The organism is Ferrimonas balearica, from assembly GCF_019802055.1.
Taxonomy (GTDB): domain Bacteria; phylum Pseudomonadota; class Gammaproteobacteria; order Enterobacterales; family Shewanellaceae; genus Ferrimonas; species Ferrimonas balearica_A.
The window spans coordinates 21792-37914 of record NZ_JAHVHW010000007.1; the positions used below are offsets into that span (position 1 = coordinate 21792).

At 60.0% G+C, this 16123-nt stretch carries 18 protein-coding genes; 3 read left to right on the forward strand and 15 right to left on the reverse strand.

Annotated elements, in window-relative coordinates; all coding sequences use genetic code 11:
* Nucleotides 1–208: 208 nt before the first annotated feature.
* Nucleotides 209–658, reverse strand: a complete 450-nt coding sequence (locus KUV52_RS07680) for a cupin domain-containing protein (RefSeq protein ID WP_222525363.1) — start codon at nucleotides 656–658, stop codon at nucleotides 209–211.
* A 219-nt stretch (nucleotides 659–877) separates the two neighbouring features.
* Here KUV52_RS07680 and KUV52_RS07685 point away from each other — a divergent pair, with 219 nt between their 5' ends.
* A complete protein-coding gene (locus KUV52_RS07685; RefSeq protein WP_222525364.1) occupies nucleotides 878–1234 on the forward strand; it encodes a hypothetical protein in 357 nt (118 codons plus the stop codon).
* Complete coding sequence (gene rimI / locus KUV52_RS07690) at nucleotides 1225–1668, forward strand: ribosomal protein S18-alanine N-acetyltransferase (protein ID WP_222525365.1); 444 nt, start codon at nucleotides 1225–1227, stop codon at nucleotides 1666–1668. The genes KUV52_RS07685 and rimI overlap by 10 nt, the downstream gene beginning before the upstream one ends.
* On the opposite strand, the gene lipA is transcribed toward rimI, so the two are convergent.
* The 14 genes from lipA to leuS form a co-directional block, all read right to left on the reverse strand.
* Nucleotides 1661–2629 (reverse strand): lipoyl synthase, encoded by a 969-nt coding sequence (gene lipA, locus KUV52_RS07695; protein WP_222525366.1) that lies wholly within the window; start codon nucleotides 2627–2629, stop codon nucleotides 1661–1663. The genes rimI and lipA overlap by 8 nt on opposite strands.
* Nucleotides 2629–3276 (reverse strand): lipoyl(octanoyl) transferase LipB, encoded by a 648-nt coding sequence (gene lipB / locus KUV52_RS07700; RefSeq protein ID WP_222525367.1) that lies wholly within the window; start codon nucleotides 3274–3276, stop codon nucleotides 2629–2631. Before lipB ends, lipA begins: the two co-directional genes overlap by 1 nt.
* Nucleotides 3277–3352: 76 nt before the next feature.
* Entirely contained in the window at nucleotides 3353–3616 is a 264-nt protein-coding gene (gene ybeD / locus KUV52_RS07705; protein WP_222525368.1) for a DUF493 family protein YbeD, read from the reverse strand.
* A gap of 115 nt (nucleotides 3617–3731) precedes the next feature.
* Nucleotides 3732–4895: a serine hydrolase gene (locus KUV52_RS07710; protein ID WP_222525369.1), complete on the reverse strand. Its 1164-nt coding sequence runs from the start codon at nucleotides 4893–4895 to the stop codon at nucleotides 3732–3734.
* A gap of 103 nt (nucleotides 4896–4998) precedes the next feature.
* On the reverse strand, nucleotides 4999–5793 hold the full coding sequence (locus KUV52_RS07715) for a septal ring lytic transglycosylase RlpA family protein (RefSeq protein ID WP_222525370.1): 795 nt from the start codon (nucleotides 5791–5793) through the stop codon (nucleotides 4999–5001).
* Nucleotides 5786–6745 (reverse strand): lytic murein transglycosylase B, encoded by a 960-nt coding sequence (mltB, locus tag KUV52_RS07720; RefSeq protein ID WP_222525371.1) that lies wholly within the window; start codon nucleotides 6743–6745, stop codon nucleotides 5786–5788. The genes KUV52_RS07715 and mltB overlap by 8 nt, the downstream gene beginning before the upstream one ends.
* Before the next feature lie 15 nt (nucleotides 6746–6760).
* The gene (gene rodA / locus KUV52_RS07725; RefSeq protein ID WP_222525372.1) at nucleotides 6761–7870 is read right to left on the reverse strand and encodes a rod shape-determining protein RodA; all 1110 of its coding nucleotides are present in this window, start codon (nucleotides 7868–7870) and stop codon (nucleotides 6761–6763) included.
* Complete coding sequence (gene mrdA, locus KUV52_RS07730; RefSeq protein WP_222525373.1) at nucleotides 7870–9759, reverse strand: penicillin-binding protein 2; 1890 nt, start codon at nucleotides 9757–9759, stop codon at nucleotides 7870–7872. The genes rodA and mrdA overlap by 1 nt, the downstream gene beginning before the upstream one ends.
* Nucleotides 9756–10223, reverse strand: coding sequence for a 23S rRNA (pseudouridine(1915)-N(3))-methyltransferase RlmH (gene rlmH, locus KUV52_RS07735; RefSeq protein WP_222525374.1), 468 nt, complete (start codon nucleotides 10221–10223; stop codon nucleotides 9756–9758). The genes mrdA and rlmH overlap by 4 nt, the downstream gene beginning before the upstream one ends.
* On the reverse strand, nucleotides 10224–10556 hold the full coding sequence (gene rsfS / locus KUV52_RS07740; RefSeq protein WP_222525375.1) for a ribosome silencing factor: 333 nt from the start codon (nucleotides 10554–10556) through the stop codon (nucleotides 10224–10226). It abuts the gene before it with no gap.
* Between the two features lie 37 nt (nucleotides 10557–10593).
* Entirely contained in the window at nucleotides 10594–11262 is a 669-nt protein-coding gene (nadD, locus tag KUV52_RS07745; protein ID WP_222525376.1) for a nicotinate-nucleotide adenylyltransferase, read from the reverse strand.
* On the reverse strand, nucleotides 11259–12293 hold the full coding sequence (holA, locus tag KUV52_RS07750) for a DNA polymerase III subunit delta (protein ID WP_222525377.1): 1035 nt from the start codon (nucleotides 12291–12293) through the stop codon (nucleotides 11259–11261). The genes nadD and holA overlap by 4 nt, the downstream gene beginning before the upstream one ends.
* On the reverse strand, nucleotides 12293–12796 hold the full coding sequence (gene lptE / locus KUV52_RS07755) for an LPS assembly lipoprotein LptE (protein WP_315901009.1): 504 nt from the start codon (nucleotides 12794–12796) through the stop codon (nucleotides 12293–12295). The genes holA and lptE overlap by 1 nt, the downstream gene beginning before the upstream one ends.
* Nucleotides 12797–12845: 49 nt before the next feature.
* Nucleotides 12846–15425, reverse strand: a complete 2580-nt coding sequence (leuS, locus tag KUV52_RS07760; protein WP_222525379.1) for a leucine--tRNA ligase — start codon at nucleotides 15423–15425, stop codon at nucleotides 12846–12848.
* A gap of 149 nt (nucleotides 15426–15574) precedes the next feature.
* Between leuS and KUV52_RS07765 the strand changes: the two genes are divergently transcribed.
* Entirely contained in the window at nucleotides 15575–16081 is a 507-nt protein-coding gene (locus tag KUV52_RS07765) for a zinc ribbon-containing protein (protein ID WP_222525380.1), read from the forward strand.
* The last annotated feature ends 42 nt before the right edge of the window (nucleotides 16082–16123 follow it).

Genomic DNA, 16123 nt, shown 5'->3' on the forward strand with positions numbered 1-16123 from the left:
AATCTTTGCCGCTGGCGGATCGTTTGAACCTCCGGGCCCACGGCAATGGATGTTGTGTCAGAGGTGAGTATAGAAAAGGCTGAAAAAATGGCGTGTTAAGGGAGGATCCTGAGCATGCCGTCCGGCATCGAAAAACGCCTCAGACTCATTGGTGGAGCCCGAGACGCCGTCTGGAATGGGGGAAGTGAATGTTACCCTGGCTAAGGGGCTATGGTGATGCGGTGACCTCGAAGGCATCGACCGGAGCCTCGAAGGCGATCACCAGAACACAGGGTTCTGTGCTGACGCACTGACCATGATGAACCGCCTTGGCCGGGCCGTAAGCGTACATGCCGGTTTTCAGGGTGGCGGGGTCCTGTCCTTCATAGGTCAACCGCATTTCGCCTGACACCAGCACCATCCGCTCAGCCGAGGTGTGCCAGTGAGGAGGAAAGGCATAGCCACCAGGGATCTTAAACAGGATGTCAGCATTGGGCTTGGCCGGATCGCCATGGATCACCGCCAGTTCGCAGCCTTCGGGAAAGAAGGCGGGGCAGGGGCCCCACTGCACAATGCTGTCATCGGGTGACAACGAGAGCGCCAGTTCGTTGGCCCGGGTAGCAGGGCAGGCCAGCAGGATCAGTGTCAATAGCAGGGAGGTGGTGATTACTTTTGTCATTACGCACTCCTCAGGGCCAACTTCATCAAGAGACCAGTAGATAGTTATAGTCGCTGAGAGTGTCAGGCAGACAGAGTACCCCTGTCGCTTGCCCGGTACCGGTGGGGTGATAAAATGGCGCCCGCTCTCGCTCAATGATGATGAGCCAACCAATGGGCACACTCGATTATCGAAGTCGCGATGGCGAGGGTGCTCCCCCAGTGCCGAGATGGTGCTGCTGTGATACTGTCCTCTGTTATGACCACACTGACCCCAAGACAACAAGCCGCGCTGGAGCAGATGGGGATTACCCCCTTAACTCTGCGGCGGCCAAAAGTCCCCCTGGCCCTGATCCGACCGGATCGGGAGGCGCTTCAGCAAACCCAGCTGGCCGCCGATCTGCTGCTGTTGCTCGACACCCAACTGGAGGCGTGCCCCCAGGCAGCGGCGGAGAGCGAGGTTGCGGCGAACCGTTACTGGGTGATGGGGACGGCCCGTCCGGGCACCCAGACTCACCTCTACTCCCCCAAGCTCGACAAACCCCTGTCGGTTGATGAGAAGCGCCGACTGTGGCGGAGCCTGCAACGATGGCTCTGAGTTTTCAAAAGGCGGCTGACGCCCCGTTTGAGGTGATGTGGCGCATTGAACAGACGGCTCACGCCTACCCCTGGTCCGAATCACTGTTGCGTTCCTGTCTGACTGCCCCTTACTGGGGGGAACTGGCCAGCGATGAGGAACCCGTTGGGTTTTACCTGTTTCAGCAAGTGCTCGATGAGGTGACGCTGATGAACATCTGCGTTGACCCGGCACAGCAGGGAAAGGGATTTGGCCGCGAGATTCTGACCCGGGCGCTGGAGCAGGCCAGGGAAGCGGGGGCGGTACAGTGCTTCTTAGAAGTCAGGGCCAGCAACCTTGCGGCGCTGACCCTGTATCAAAAGATGGGGTTTGCTGAGGATGGCCGCCGAAAGGGCTATTACCCTACCGCCGACGGCCGTGAAGATGCGGTCCTGATGTCCCGCGCTCTTACTTAACCTCTTTACCCTGTGCCTGAAGGTCGGCGTGGTAGCTGGAGCGAACCAGCGGCCCACAGGCGGCGTGGGTGAAGCCCAGATCGTCCGCAACCACTTTCATCTCATCAAACTCTGCCGGGGAGACGTAGCGCTTCACCGGCAGGTGGTGACGGCTCGGCTGCAGGTATTGGCCCAGGGTCAGCATCTCGACATTGTGGCGACGCAGATCCTTCAGTACCTCAACGATCTCCTCGTTGGTTTCACCCAGACCCATCATCAGACCGGACTTGGTGGGCACCGTCGGGTGCATCGCCTTGAACTTCTTCAGCAGATCCAGTGACCACTGGTAGCTGGCTCCCGGGCGTGCGGCACGATAGAGGCGCGGTGCGGTTTCCAGGTTGTGGTTGAACACATCCGGCGGATTGTCCTTCAGGATCTCCAGGGCACGATCGATGCGGCCACGGAAGTCCGGTACCAGGATCTCAATCTTGATATCCGGGTTGCGCTTGCGGATTTCACGGATGCAGTCGGCAAAGTGCTGGGCGCCACCGTCACGGAGATCATCCCGGTCAACGGAGGTGATCACCACATACTTCAGCTTCATGTCGCGGATAGTGCGGGCCAGTTTGACCGGCTCTTCCGGGTCCGGCTTGAGCGGGCGGCCATGGGCCACATCGCAGAAGGGGCAGCGGCGGGTGCAGATGGCGCCAAGGATCATAAAGGTGGCGGTGCCGTGGTTGAAACACTCCGCCAGGTTGGGGCAGGAGGCTTCTTCACACACGGAGTGCAGGCCATGGTCGCGCATCGCTTGCTTCACCTGATCGATTCGCTCACTGGAAGCGGGCAGTTTGATCCGCAGCCAGTCCGGCTTGCGCAGCATCTCTTCCCGCTCGGTGGGCATCACCTTGACCGGGATCCGGGCTACCTTGTCCGCATCACGGAGTTTTACCCCCGCCTGCAGACGTTCGGGACGTTCGGTCATCAATCCAATCCTTCTTTTTCTACAATCGCCTGGTAACCCAGACGCTGGGGGAAAATCTCACACAGATGGCGGGCCGCTTCCTCAACGGTGCGAGGGCCACCCAGGGCGGCGGTCTGCACCATTTCAAGGCCGGCGTAGCCACAGGGGTTAATGCGCAGGAAGGGGGACAGATCCATGTCCACGTTGAGCGCCAGGCCGTGGAAAGAGCAGCCTTTGCGGATCCGTAGCCCCAGAGAGGCCACTTTGCGCTCGTCCACATAGACGCCGGGGGCGTCGCATTTGGACGCCGCCTGGATGTCGTAGCGGGCCAGCATATCCACCAGGCTTTGCTCGATCTCAGTCACCAGCTCACGCACACCAAGCTTGCGTCGGCGCAGGTTGAGCAGCGGGTAAGCCACCAGCTGACCAGGACCGTGATAGGTAACCTGGCCACCGCGATCCACTTTCACCACCGGAATGTCACCGGTGGCCAGCAGATGCTCGGCTTTGCCTGCCTGTCCTTGAGTAAACACCGGAGGATGCTCCACCAGCCAGAGTTCATCTGGCTGTTGTTCATCTCGCTCGTCGGTGAAGTTCTGCATGGCGTGCCATACGGATTCGTATGGCTGAGTGCCGAGATGGCGAATGATTAGGGTGTTGGCAACCAATCTGGACCACTTCTTTGGCTGAAACTGTTGCCCGCATTATACCCGGGCAAAGTGAGAATGCCAGATGGATCACACTTTACAGGACGCCGCGAACCCCATCGATAGCGGCCAGCTCAGTGTAGAGCAGTTCGATGTGCTCTTTGCTGGTGACCACGGTGGTCACACTCACTGAAATGTACGTGCCTTTGCTGGAGGGTTTCACGCTCGGGATGTAGTCACCCGGAGCGTGCTGCTGCAGCACGGCCACGACACGATCCGCCAGAGTGTCGTCGGTCAGGCCGAGCACCTTAAACGGGAACTTACAAGGAAAATCAAGGTATTCGTCGAATTTGGTATTCATGGGGACTCCAACTGCGGTTTCTGACCGCTCTTAATGGGGCTCATTGTACCAGAATTCAAGACCCGGCAACGAAAACGGGGTGGCCACTGGCCACCCCGTTTTACCGGCTCCGGGTTCAGAACCAGGAGAGGAACAGCAGCTTGAAGTAGTCGAGCAGTTTGGAGAACCAGCTGCCTTCATTGACGTCTTCCAGCACTACCAGCGGGAACTTGGCGATGTCCTCACCGTCCAGCTGGAAGTAAACGGTACCCACCACATCACCGCGGTTGAGCGGCGCTTTCAGCTCCTGGCTCAACTCAAAGTTGGCTTTCAGGTTGTCGGACTGGCCACGGAAGATGGTGACCGGAGTGTCTTCCAGAACGCCCAGACGCACTTCCGGCTTATCGCCATACCAGATCTTCTGGTTGGTGAACTCGTCACCCGCTTTGTAGGGGGTAACGGTCTCGAAGAAACGGAAGCCGTAGTTCAGCAGCTTCTTGCTCTCTGCTTCACGGGACTGCGGGCTCTTGGCACCCATCACCACGGCGATCAGACGCATGCCGTCTTTGGTGGCGGAGCTCACCAGGTTGTAGCCGGCGCCGCCGGTGTGGCCGGTTTTCATGCCATCCACATTGAGGCTGCGATCCCACAGCAGGCCATTACGGTTGTGCTGGCGGATGTTGTTGAAGGTGAACTCCTTCTCGGAGTACAGCGGGTAGTACTGGGGAATGTCGCGGATGATGGCACGGCCGAGGATGGCCATGTCGTAGGCGGTGGTCACCTGATCGGTGGCGTCCAGGCCATGCGCGTTGGCAAAGTGGGTATCGGCCATGCCCAGTTGAGCGGACCAGGCGTTCATCAGATCGGTGTAGGCGGACTCGGTACCGGCAACGTGCTCGGCGATGGCCACACAGGCGTCGTTACCGGACTGGATCACCATGCCGCGGTACAGGTCCATCAGGTTGACCTCCTTGCCCACTTCGATCCACATGACCGAGGAGCCAGGGAAGTTCTTGGCCCAGGCGTTGTTGGAGACCTTCACCATATCGGTCTCGCGTACGTTGCCGCGATTGAGTTCCTGACCCAGCACGTAAGAGGTCATCATCTTGGTCAAGCTGGCGGGCTTACGCTGTTCGTAAGCGTTGCTTTCAGCCAGTACCTGACCAGTCTGGAAGTCCATCAGCACATAGGAACCAGCGGCGACCGTCGGAGCGTTGGGGATCACGGACGGTGCAGCGGTCACGGAGGCGGACAGCAGCAGAGCGGAGGCGGTAGCAAGAGTGCGTTTTACGAAATTCATGTCAGGTGAGTACGCTTTTGTGAAATTTATTCGTTGGATTGAGGCGGTTAGCCGTCCATAGCGGCACAGTATATCAAGAGACCACTGAGCCATCGCAAAAGTTTCAATTGGGTTCCGGTTCAACCACCTTAAAGGCCTGGGGGTAGCCCTCAGAACGCAGCGTCTTCAGCCACTGTTCGGCGGTGGCCGTATCCGCCAAAGGGCCCAACTGTAACTTGTGCAGGTTTCCACTGGACTGGATCCGAAGCGGGTGCCCCAGCTTCTGCTCCAGTTCGGGTTTCAGGGTGTTCAGGGTGTCGGCATCGCCACTGGCCACCAGCTGGATATAGAGCGTCGGCGCGCCCTTAAGTGGCGGCACCGTGCTGTTCGGGCCGTCGAAATGATACGCCTCGACCCGAACCGGTGCGGTGCCCGATTTCAGAATGTCGAGGTGCCAGGCCGCCGCATAGGAGAGATCGATGATCCGCTCAGAATGAAACGGGCCGCGATCATTGACCCTCACCACCAGGCTTTTGCCGTTGCTCAGGTTGGTGACCTTGGCGTAGGTCGGCAGCGGCAGGCTGCGGTGCGCAGCGGAGAAGCTGAACATGTCGTAGGTTTCGCCGTTGGAGGTCAGGTGGCCATGAAACTTGGCCCCATACCAGGACGCGGTGCCCTCTTCGACATAACCTTCCGCACTGGGCAGCACCTGATACTGCTTTCCCCACACCTCATAGTCCCGGTTGCCGCCACGGCTTTTCGGCTCGTAGCGGGGCACGGGCGGTTCCAGTTGGCTCAGGTCCGGCGCGCCTTCCGGGGCCTTATCCTGCGCCATCTGGTAGCGTTCGGTGGGGGCGCTGCTGCAGGCCGCCAACGTGATGGCCAGAGCGTAAGGGGCGACGGTCCGCACCTTAATCATCGGCTCTGGCCTCTTTCAGCTGCTGGCTGAACTGCCACACGGCCATCGCGTAGAGCGGGCTGCGGTTATAGCGGGTGATGGTGTAGAAGTTGGGGTGTGCCAGGTAGTGTTGCCACTGCTTGTCGGCCACCTCCAGTTGCACCAGGCTAAAGGGTCCCTTAGCGTCGGCATCCGCGGCGACACCATGAGAACGCATCGCAGCGCCATCATGTTTCAGCGGCTTGCCATCCCACATCACTTTGTCCAGCGGCGCATCTGCGGCCACGGTAACCGGCTCGATGGCGATCTGGCCATGCTGCCAGCGGTGCTTGGCGAAGTAGTTGGCGACACTGCCGATGGCATCAGTGGGGTTGCCGATCAGGTCCCGCTTACCGTCGTTGTCGAAATCCACGGAGTAAGCCAGGTAGGAGGAGGGGATAAACTGCCCAAATCCCATCGCTCCGGCGTAGGAGCCTTTGGTGTCGGTCAAATCCCAGCCCTGTTCCTGGGCGAGTTTCAGGTAGTGGCCAAACTCTTTACGGAAGAAGGTTTGGCGAGGCGGATAGTGGAAGCCCAGGGTGTAGAGGGCGTCCAGCACCTTGTGACGTCCAAGGTGGCGGCCGTAGTAGGTTTCGACACCGATGATGGCGACGACGATCTCCGGCTCAACGCCAAAGGTCTCCTCGGCACGGGCCAGGGTATCCTGATGCTCGTCCCAGAAAGCCAGCCCGGCTTCGAGACGTTCCGGTGTCAGGAACAGGGGGTAATACTGGTACCAGGGTTTGGCTTCCCAGGGTTTCTGGATGGCGTCCAGCACGTCCTGGCTGAGGCTGGCCTGTTCGAAGGCCTGCTCGAGGTAGGCCTTGGACAATCCCTGCGCTTGCCATTCGGCAACAAAATCGGTTTTGGGGTCCGCCGTCGCGGCGGCGCTGCTGCACAAAAGTGCAGCAGCCAAAAGGGAGCGTCCAATCATGGGGTTACCACTTACTTACTGGGCGATAAAGCGCCGGTGGGTATGAATGGCCATCAGAATGCCAAATCCGGCCATCAATGTCAGCATCGAGGTACCGCCGTATGAAACCAATGGCAGGGGAACCCCCACCACCGGCAACAAGCCGGAAACCATGCCGATATTCACGAACACGTAGACGAAAAAGGTCAAAGTGATGGACCCGGCCAGAAGGCGGCCGAAAGCGGTTTGGGCTCGGCTGGCAATCACCAGTCCCCGGCCAATGATGAACAGGTAGATCGCCAGCAGCAGGGCGATACCGATGTAACCGAACTCCTCGCCCAGCACCGCGAAAATAAAGTCGGTGTGACGCTCAGGCAGGAAGTCGAGCTGAGACTGGGTGCCCTGCAACCAGCCCTTGCCCTCAAAGCCGCCACTGCCGATGGCGATCTTCGATTGAATGATGTGGTAACCCGCGCCCAGAGGGTCTTTCTCCGGGTCCAGCAGGGTCAGTACCCGGGTGCGCTGGTAATCCTTCATCAGGAAGAACCAGAGCACCGGAAGAAACGCCAGTACCCCGGCCACACAAGCCCCCACGACGGCCCAACTCATGCCGGACAGGAAGAGTACGAACACCCCGGAGGCGGCCACCAGGATCGAGGTGCCAAGGTCAGGCTGAGCGGCAATCAGCAGAGTAGGAACCAGCAGCAGACCGGCACCGCCCAGCAGGTAGCGCTTTTTCGGGGGCAGCGGGAACTGACTGATGTACCAGGCCATGGTGATGGGGAAGGCGAGCTTCATCAGTTCCGAGGGTTGGAACTCCATAAAGCCCAGGTTCAACCAGCGTCGGGCGCCTTTGTTGATCTCCCCGAACAGGTCCACCGCCACCAGCAGTGCGACCCCCACCAGAAAGATGGGCAGAGCCCAGCGGCGATAGATCTCCGGATTGATCTGGGCCAGCACAAACATCACGAACAGGCCCAGGCCGATGCGGAACAGCTGGCGGTCCAGCATCGCCATGCTTTCGCCGCTGGCGCTGTAGAGCACCAGCAGACCATAGCCCATCAGCACCAGCAGAGCGCTCAGCAGGGGCAGGTCCAGATGCAGTCGGAACCACAGGTTGGGACGGCTTCCAGGCGCGTTGACCATCACTCAGCCTCCTCTTGAGCTGGCTCCCGGCTTTCCGGGTCCAGGTAGAAATCAAACAGGGCCCGGGCGACCGGGCCGGCATTCGCGCCACCCCAGCCAGCGTTCTCCAGCACAATGGAGATGACGATCTGCGGATCGTCATAGGGGGCGTAGCCGACAAACAGGGCGTTATCCCGCAGATGTTCGGCGATGTTGTCTTCGTCGTATTCGGCGTCTTCTGCCAGGCCGAATACCTGGCCGGTACCGGTTTTCACGGCGGACTTATACTTGGCGTCGTTGAACTGGCGGTAACCACTGCCCATCGGGTTGTGGGCGGTCAGGTACATGGAGCGCTGAATCGCTCTCCAGGACTCCGGCCGGGCCAGCACCATCGGCGGCTTGTCGATGATGGGGGCCTCGGTACGCACCCCTTCGGTTTCTGTGGCGGCCAGGAAGTGGGGCACATGACGAACCCCGTTGTTGGCCAGAATCACGGTGGATTGTGCCAGCTGCAGCGGGGTGGCGGTCCAGTAGCCCTGGCCGATCCCTACGGAGATGGTGTCACCGATGTACCAGGGCTCCTTGTAGCGGATCCGCTTCCAGTCACGGGTGGGCATATTGCCCGCTGACTCCTCCATCAGGTCCACTCCGGTGCGTTCACCAAAGCCGAACTGGTACATGAAGTCACTGATGTCGTTGATGCCGGTCTTGTAGGCCAGATCGTAGAAGTAGGTATCGCAGGAGGAGGCGATCGCCTTGTTCAGGTCAACCCAGCCATGGCCCCAACGCTTCCAGTCACGATAGCGGCGCTCCACCCCTGGGATCTGCCACCAGCCCGGATCCCATATCTTGGTGTTTTCGGTCACCACGCCCTTCTCTAGACCCAGCAGCGCCAGGTGTGGCTTTACCGTGGACGCTGGCGCGTACTGACCCTGTGTGGCGCGGTTGATCAGCGGACGGTCACCGTCGTTCAACAGTTCGCTGTACTCCCGGCTGGAGATCCCGCGAACAAAGACATTGGGGTCGTAACTGGGGCTGGACACCATAGCGAGGATGCCACCGGTTTTTGGATCGATGGCCACCACGGCACCACGTCGTCCCTCCAGCACCTCTTCGACCTTCTTCTGCAGCGGCAGATCGAGGGTCAGGTGAAGATCGGTGCCGGACTCGGTGGCCTGGGCGCTGAGGGTCCGCACGATACGGCCGCGGTTGTTCACTTCCACCTCAAGCATGCCTGGTTGACCGTGCAGCTGAGATTCGTAGAAGCGTTCAATCCCCTGTTTGCCGATGCTGCGGGTGGCGGCATAACGGGCCTCTTCGCCATTCTGCTCAAGGCGAAGCTGGTCCTGACTGTTGATGCGGGCCACGTAACCGAGCAGGTGCGTCAGACTGCCACCATGGGGGTAATGGCGCTTAAGGCCCGCCTCTACGGTGAAGCCGGGGAAGCGGTATTGGTTGACGCTGAAGTGCGCTACTTGCGCTTCAGTCAGCTGATCCACCAACACCAGAGGCTTAAATCGACGGTGCCCTTTCAGGCGCTCCCGGAAGGTTTCCAGCTGCTGATCGGAGAGGTCCAGTACCTCTTTCAGCCCGGTCAGACTGGCGTCCATATCGTCCACCCGCTCCGGTACCGCCTCCAGGGCGAAAATGGGCTGGTTATCCGCCAGCAGGATGCCGTTCCGGTCGTAGATCAGGCCGCGGTTGGGGGCCACCGGGATCAGACGGATCCGGTTGTCATTTGAGCGGGTCTGGTAATCCTGATGGTCGACGATCTGGACGCGATAGAGATTGCTCAGCAGAACGCTGAACATCACGATGACAAAGGCAAAGCAGACGATCGCCCGCCGTGTGAAAAGTGCCGACTCTGCGGCGTGATCCCGAAAGGCAACCCGTTGCCGATAACGTCTCATTCGCGATGATATGGATGGTTGTTATTGATGCTCCAGGCCCGGTACAGGCTCTCGGCCATGACTACGCGAACCAATGGGTGAGGCAGGGTCAGGTTGGAGAGTGACCAACTCTGTTCCGCCGCCTCTTTGCACGCTGGCGCCAGGCCTTCCGGGCCACCAATCAGGATGGCCACATCACGGCCGTCCAGTTGCCAACGTGTCAGTTGTTTGGCCAGGGTTGGGGTATCCCATGGCTTTCCGGGGATATCCAGAGTGACAATATGGCACCCTTTAGCGGCCGCCAGCATCGCCTCGCCTTCCTTGTCCAGGATGCGATCGATGTCGGCGTTTTTGCCCCGTTTCCCGGCCGGGATCTCCACCAGCTCCAGTGGCAGATCCCGCGGGAAGCGACGCTGATACTCAGTGAACCCCTTGGTAACCCAGTCGGGCATCTTGGTGCCCACGGCGATCAGCTTCAGTTTCATTTACTGCCCCGGGTGTGCGGCCCAGAGTTTTTCCAGCTGGTACAGATCCCGCACCTGCTCCTGCATCACGTGCACGATCACAGAGGAGAGATCCACCAGTACCCATTCACCGGTGTCCTTACCTTCCACGCCCAGCGGTTGCTGGCCAATCTCTTTGGCCTCAACCACCAGGTGCTCAGCGATGGAGCGAACGTGGGTTTTGGAGGTGCCAGTGCACACCACCATAAAATCGCAAACGTCTGAGCGGTCGGATACATCCAGTACTACGATGTCCCGGGCTTTCAGATCGTCCACCTTGTCTACAGCAAAATCTTTCAGTTCAACAGGTTTCACCCTGAACTCCTCATCTGGAAGTTGGCAAAGCGGCGCATTATACCGATTTCGGCTCTTTGCCACCAAGATTGATGCCATAAAGGCTGTGTTGCTCGATGTAGTCAACCACCTTGGCCGGCATCAGGAAGTGGGGGGACTGCCCCGCAGCCATCTGGCTTCGCAGGGTGCTGGAGGCGATATCCAGTTGCGTTACTGCCAGACAGTGGATCAGGCCCGCTGGTTGCTGATGCAGCCTTCCTGGGTCCTGGCAGCCGTAGCGTGCCAGCCAGGGCTGGATTGGCGCATCGTGGGAGATCGGGTAACCGGGGCGATGACACACGACCAGATGCGCCAGCTCCAGTATCCGCTCCGGCTTGTGCCAGCGGGGCAGGCTGAGAAGCGAGTCCATGCCGATGATAAAACAGAGCGGCGTATCGGGGTGCTCCTCGCGATAATGTTCCAGCGTGTCCACCGTATAGGAGGGGGATTCCCGGCTCAGTTCGCGGGCATCGACGTCCAGCTCCGGGTGGTCGGCGACCGCCAGCCTGACCATCTCCAGTCGCTGCTCCGGAGAAACATCCGGGCTGTCTTTATGGGGAGGGATGGCGTTGGGCAGCAGGCAGATACGGGTAAGCCCCAACTGCTGATGCACTTCGTAAGCACTGCGCAGATGCCCGTTGTGGATCGGGTCAAAAGTGCCGCCAAAAATCCCGATAGCGCGTTTCATGCGGCCCCCATCGGCAGGTAGTTGGGGTCAAACCGGGCGCACAGATCCGCCAGCGTCAGCCACTGGCTGGGCTCATCCTGATGCTCTCCCTTGAGCATCGCCTCCAGCTTTCCGGCAGCCGCCATCGCCGTGGCTACCCGCTCGGCTCCTAAACGACCGAGGCAGTTCTGGTAGAGACGCTGACGCTTCTCCCAGACCCGGGCGGCTTTCATCAGTTCAGGCAGGGAGCGTCCCTCAGCCTGACCGGCACAGAACCCGAGCAGCAGGGTCAGCTCCCGATTGATGGCCCAACTGACCAGCGTCGGGGCAGTCCCCTCCTGACGCAGCTGCGCCAGGATCTTCAGGGCGCCGTCCAGGTTACCCGCCAGCAGGGTGTCCGCGAGCTCAAACACGCTGTAGCGGGACTGATCCTGCAGATGCTCTGCCAGCGCGGCCTGGTTCAGGCGCTGGCCACCGGCGATCAGCGCCAGCTGTGCCATCGCCTGATCGGCGGCCAGCAGGTTGCCTTCAAACAGGCTGGCCAGGTAGCTCTGGGCATCCCGGTCCAGCGCCAGCTGATGGCGCCGGGCGCGGTCAGCGATCCAGCGCTGATAGTGGGGACCTTCCGGCGTCAGGGCTTGCACATAGAGGCCGTGCTTATCGAGGGCCTTAAACCACTTGCTGTTGGTCTGCTCTTTGGCGGCCTTGGGGCCGTGCAGCAACAGCCAGAGATCCTGTTGGCCAGAAAGCTCCTCAGCCAGTTCCGCCAGAGCGGCAGCACCATCGGTACCGGGCTTCAGCGTGGGGAGTTCCAGCTCGATGATTCGGCTGCTGGCAAACAGCGACAGGGATTGGCACTCCTGACGGAGCTCATCCCAGTTGAAAGGGGATTCCTGTACCAGCGAGAGCCGCTCCTGCGCACCCGCCCGATAACAGGCCTGGCGCAAGGCATCACGGCACTCTTCACGGATCAGAACGTCATCCCCGAACACCATCAGGATGGGGGGCAACCTGTCCAGGTGCTGGCCGAGCTGACTCGGGAAGATCCGCATCAGTGCGCAGGCTCTTCGTCGATGCGAGTTGCGGAGAGGGCCCGCATAATGCGATCCGCGGCCTGAGCACGCATCTCGCCAAGCAGCAGTTCAAGCTCCCGGTTTTTGGCCAACGCGGTACGCGGGTCATCCAGGTAGTCCCGGCGGATCTCAATATTGAAGGTCTGCGGCTCCTGTTCTCCCACGGTGATGGAGCTGCTGACGGAGTAGATCAGCTCATACTCGGCCACCTGGCCGGAGGGGAACAGAGACAGGGTGGATCGCTCCAGACGGTCCTGACCCAGCCACAGGCGGGGGGCCTTTTCGTCCTGAACCACTTCAATGCCGGACAGACGCAGGCGCTCTCTCACCAGACGGTGCAGTTCGCTTTGGTCATCGGCGCTCTCCAGGCGGAGTGGGTTCAGCGCTTCGGGGTACTGGTAGTTACTCTGCAGGCGAAAACCGCAGCCAGCGGTGGCCAACAGGGCAAACAGTGTGATTGCGGTAAGAAGGCGTCGGATCACCTTCATCTCCTTATGGTAAAAGGCACCCCGTAGGGTGCCTGAATTTCGCTTAGTTGGCGACGATGTTGAGCAGCTTTCCGGGGACGTAGATCACCTTACGGATGGTCTTGCCTTCGGTGAAGTTTGCCACGTTCGGCTCAGCCAGGCCGAGGGCCTGAACCTGCTCCTGGCTGGCATCGGCTGCCACGGTGATGCGGGCACGCACCTTACCGTTTACCTGTACCACTACCAGTTTCTCATCCTCAACCATGGCGTCTTTGTCTGCAACCGGCCACTGCGCTTCGTCCACGGAACCCTCGTTGCCCAGAGCATTGTACAGCGCGTGGCTGGTGTGCGGGACGATCGGGTACAGCAGCAGAACCACGGCATCCAGCGCTTCCTGCAGCAGAGCGCGGTCGTTATCGCTCTCCTGAGGGGCCTTGGTCAGCTTGTTCATCAGCTCCATCACAGCCGCGATGGCGGTGTTGAAGGTCTGACGACGGCCGTAGTCGTCGGTGATCTTGGCGATGGTCTGGTGCACGGCACGACGCAGCGCTTTCTGGTCGTTGTCCAGGCTGGACAGGTCAAGCTTCGGTGCCGGACCTTTGGCCACATGCTCGTGAGCCAGTTTCCACAGACGCTTGATAAAGCGCAGGGCACCCTCAACACCGGACTCCTGCCACTCCAGAGTCAGCTCCGGCGGTGCAGCAAACATCATGAACAGACGCACGGTATCGGCGCCGTACTTCTCTACCATCTCCTGCGGGTCGATGCCGTTGTTCTTGGACTTGGACATCTTGGTCATGCCAGCGTGAACCAGTTCACGACCTTCCGCATCGGTGGCTTTGAGGACGTTGCCCTTGGCGTCGCGCTCCAGAGTGACTTCGGTGGGCGCAACCCAGACGCGCTGGCCGTTCTCGCCGGTGTAGTAGAACGCGTCACACAGCACCATGCCCTGACACAGCAGGCGTTTGGCCGGCTCGTCGGAATCCACCAGGCCGGCATCGCGCAGCAGCTTGTGGAAGAAGCGGAAGTAGAGCAGGTGCATGTTGGCGTGCTCAATACCACCGATGTATTGGTCTACCGGCAGCCAGTAGTTGGCTTTGGCCGGGTCCAGCATCTGGTCGTCGGTGCCCACGCTGGTGTAGCGGGCGTAGTACCAGGAAGACTCCATAAAGGTGTCGAAGGTGTCGGTTTCGCGGGTGGCTTTCTCACCATTGATGGTGGTTTCCGCCCAGGACTTGTCCGCCTTGATGGGGCTGGTTACGCCATCCATCACCACGTCTTCCGGCAGGATCACCGGCAGGTCTTCGGCGGGAACCGGCACGGTTTCACCGTTCTCCAGGGTGGCCATCGGGATCGGGGCGCCCCAGTAGCGCTGACGGGACACACCCCAGTCGCGCAGACGGAAGTTGGTGGTCTTGTGGCCCTTGCCCATTTCGCCCAGCTTGTCGGCGATGGCGTTCAGGGCGCCGTCGAAGTCCAGACCGTCGAACTCACCAGAGTTAAACAGGATGCCCTTCTCAGTGAAGGCCTGTTCGGAGATGTCCAGTTCGCCTTCCTGCGGCTTGATCACACCTTCGATCGGCAGGTCGTACTTAGTGGCAAACTCGTAGTCACGCTGGTCGTGAGCCGGTACCGCCATTACGGCGCCGGTGCCGTAGTTCATCAGTACGAAGTTGGCGACCCATACCGGCACTTTGCGGCCGGACAGCGGGTGGATGGCATACAGGCCGGTGGCCATGCCTTTCTTCTCCATGGTGGCCAGTTCCGCTTCCGCCACCTTGGTGTTCTTGCACTCGTTGATGAATGCGGCCAGCTCCGGGTTGCTCTCGGCGGCTTTTTCAGCCAGCGGGTGCGCGGCGGCGATGCCAACGTAGGTTACGCCCATCACGGTGTCCGGACGGGTGGTGTAGATGGCGAAGGACTCATCCATACCGTCCACGTCGAAGGTCATCTCGACGCCTTCGGAGCGGCCGATCCAGTTGCGCTGCATGGTCTTAACCATCTCAGGCCAGCCGTCCAGCTGATCCATGTCACCCAGCAGTTGATCCGCATAGTCGGTGATCTTGATGAACCACTGGGGGATCGCTTTCTGCACCACCGGGGTATCACAGCGCCAGCAGCAACCGTCAACCACCTGCTCGTTGGCCAGTACGGTCTGGTCGTTTTCACACCAGTTCACGGCGCTGGTCTTCTTGTAGATCAGGCCTTTTTTGTACAGTTCGGTGAAGAACCACTGCTCCCAGCGGTAGTACTCCGGCTTACAGGTGGCCAGTTCGCGGCTCCAGTCGTAGCCGAAGCCCAGCATTTTCAGCTGGCCCTTCATGTATTCGATGTTTTCGTAGGTCCAGGGACCCGGCGCGGTCTTGTTCTTGATGGCGGCGTTTTCTGCCGGCAGACCGAACGCGTCCCAACCGATCGGCTGCAATACGTTTTTGCCCTGCAGTCGCTGGAAGCGGCTGATCACGTCACCGATGGTGTAGTTACGGACGTGACCCATGTGCAGTCGGCCGCTGGGGTAGGGGAACATGGAGAGACAGTAGAACTTCTCCTTGCTCGCGTCCTCTTTGGCGACAAAGGTCTGGTTGTCATCCCAGTGCTTCTGCACCTGGGTTTCGATCTGGGCGGGATTGTATTGCTCTTGCATCGACACGTCGGGAGTCCAAGATTGAATTTTGATTTCGAGCCAGGAATGACCCATAAAGATCTGCATAGAATAACGCAGGAGCTTCTTTGGCAACAAGGGCAGAAACCGATGCCGGGGAGCCTTGACCTCACTACCTCGAGGAGGACGTTATGGGGATGGAATCAAGCCGATTGATTCATCAGTATGAGCAACTGCTCAGTGAAATAGAACGCCGTTATCGGAACGATCCGGATCTGACGCTGGGGCAACTGGATGCCGTACTGAAGGAGAGCCGCACCTATCTGGCGATGGAGTCGACTCTGTCTGCAGAGCAGATGGACCTGGTGGAGCAGTTCCTGCGACGGGATCTGGCGGAGTACGCCCGCCAGTTGGAGAGCGGGGAAGCGCCGGAGCCGGACAGCGTGTTCACTCTGGGGCTGGAGAACAGCATCTGGAGCTGGCTGGTGGAGATCACCGATCGCAGCCAGATGGAGTGGCATGAACTGAATGAGGAGCTGCGCCATCACGGCACTTTCCAGGCGGGCGAAGTGGTGGGACTGGGCGAACTGGTGTGCGACAACTGTGGTCACACCATGTCGTTCTTCCATCCGGATACCCTGCCCAAGTGCCCCAATTGTGATGGGGAGCAGTTCTCCCGTCGTCCTCTGGAACCCTGAGTCTCAAGCGTTCACTCGATAAAAAAAGCCGGGCAATGCCCG

Coding starts and splice junctions, on each gene's coding strand:
- KUV52_RS07680 (WP_222525363.1), bottom strand. CDS start 658: ATGACAAAAGTAATCACCACCTCCCTGCTATTGACACTGATCCTGCTG.
- KUV52_RS07710 (WP_222525369.1), bottom strand. CDS start 4,895: ATGAATTTCGTAAAACGCACTCTTGCTACCGCCTCCGCTCTGCTGCTG.
- lipA (WP_222525366.1), bottom strand. CDS start 2,629: ATGACCGAACGTCCCGAACGTCTGCAGGCGGGGGTAAAACTCCGTGAT.
- rlmH (WP_222525374.1), bottom strand. CDS start 10,223: ATGAAACTGAAGCTGATCGCCGTGGGCACCAAGATGCCCGACTGGGTT.
- nadD (WP_222525376.1), bottom strand. CDS start 11,262: ATGAAACGCGCTATCGGGATTTTTGGCGGCACTTTTGACCCGATCCAC.
- rimI (WP_222525365.1), top strand. CDS start 1,225: ATGGCTCTGAGTTTTCAAAAGGCGGCTGACGCCCCGTTTGAGGTGATG.
- holA (WP_222525377.1), bottom strand. CDS start 12,293: ATGCGGATCTTCCCGAGTCAGCTCGGCCAGCACCTGGACAGGTTGCCC.
- leuS (WP_222525379.1), bottom strand. CDS start 15,425: ATGCAAGAGCAATACAATCCCGCCCAGATCGAAACCCAGGTGCAGAAG.
- rodA (WP_222525372.1), bottom strand. CDS start 7,870: ATGGTCAACGCGCCTGGAAGCCGTCCCAACCTGTGGTTCCGACTGCAT.
- mrdA (WP_222525373.1), bottom strand. CDS start 9,759: ATGAGACGTTATCGGCAACGGGTTGCCTTTCGGGATCACGCCGCAGAG.
- mltB (WP_222525371.1), bottom strand. CDS start 6,745: ATGATTGGACGCTCCCTTTTGGCTGCTGCACTTTTGTGCAGCAGCGCC.
- KUV52_RS07765 (WP_222525380.1), top strand. CDS start 15,575: ATGGGGATGGAATCAAGCCGATTGATTCATCAGTATGAGCAACTGCTC.
- KUV52_RS07715 (WP_222525370.1), bottom strand. CDS start 5,793: ATGATTAAGGTGCGGACCGTCGCCCCTTACGCTCTGGCCATCACGTTG.
- ybeD (WP_222525368.1), bottom strand. CDS start 3,616: ATGAATACCAAATTCGACGAATACCTTGATTTTCCTTGTAAGTTCCCG.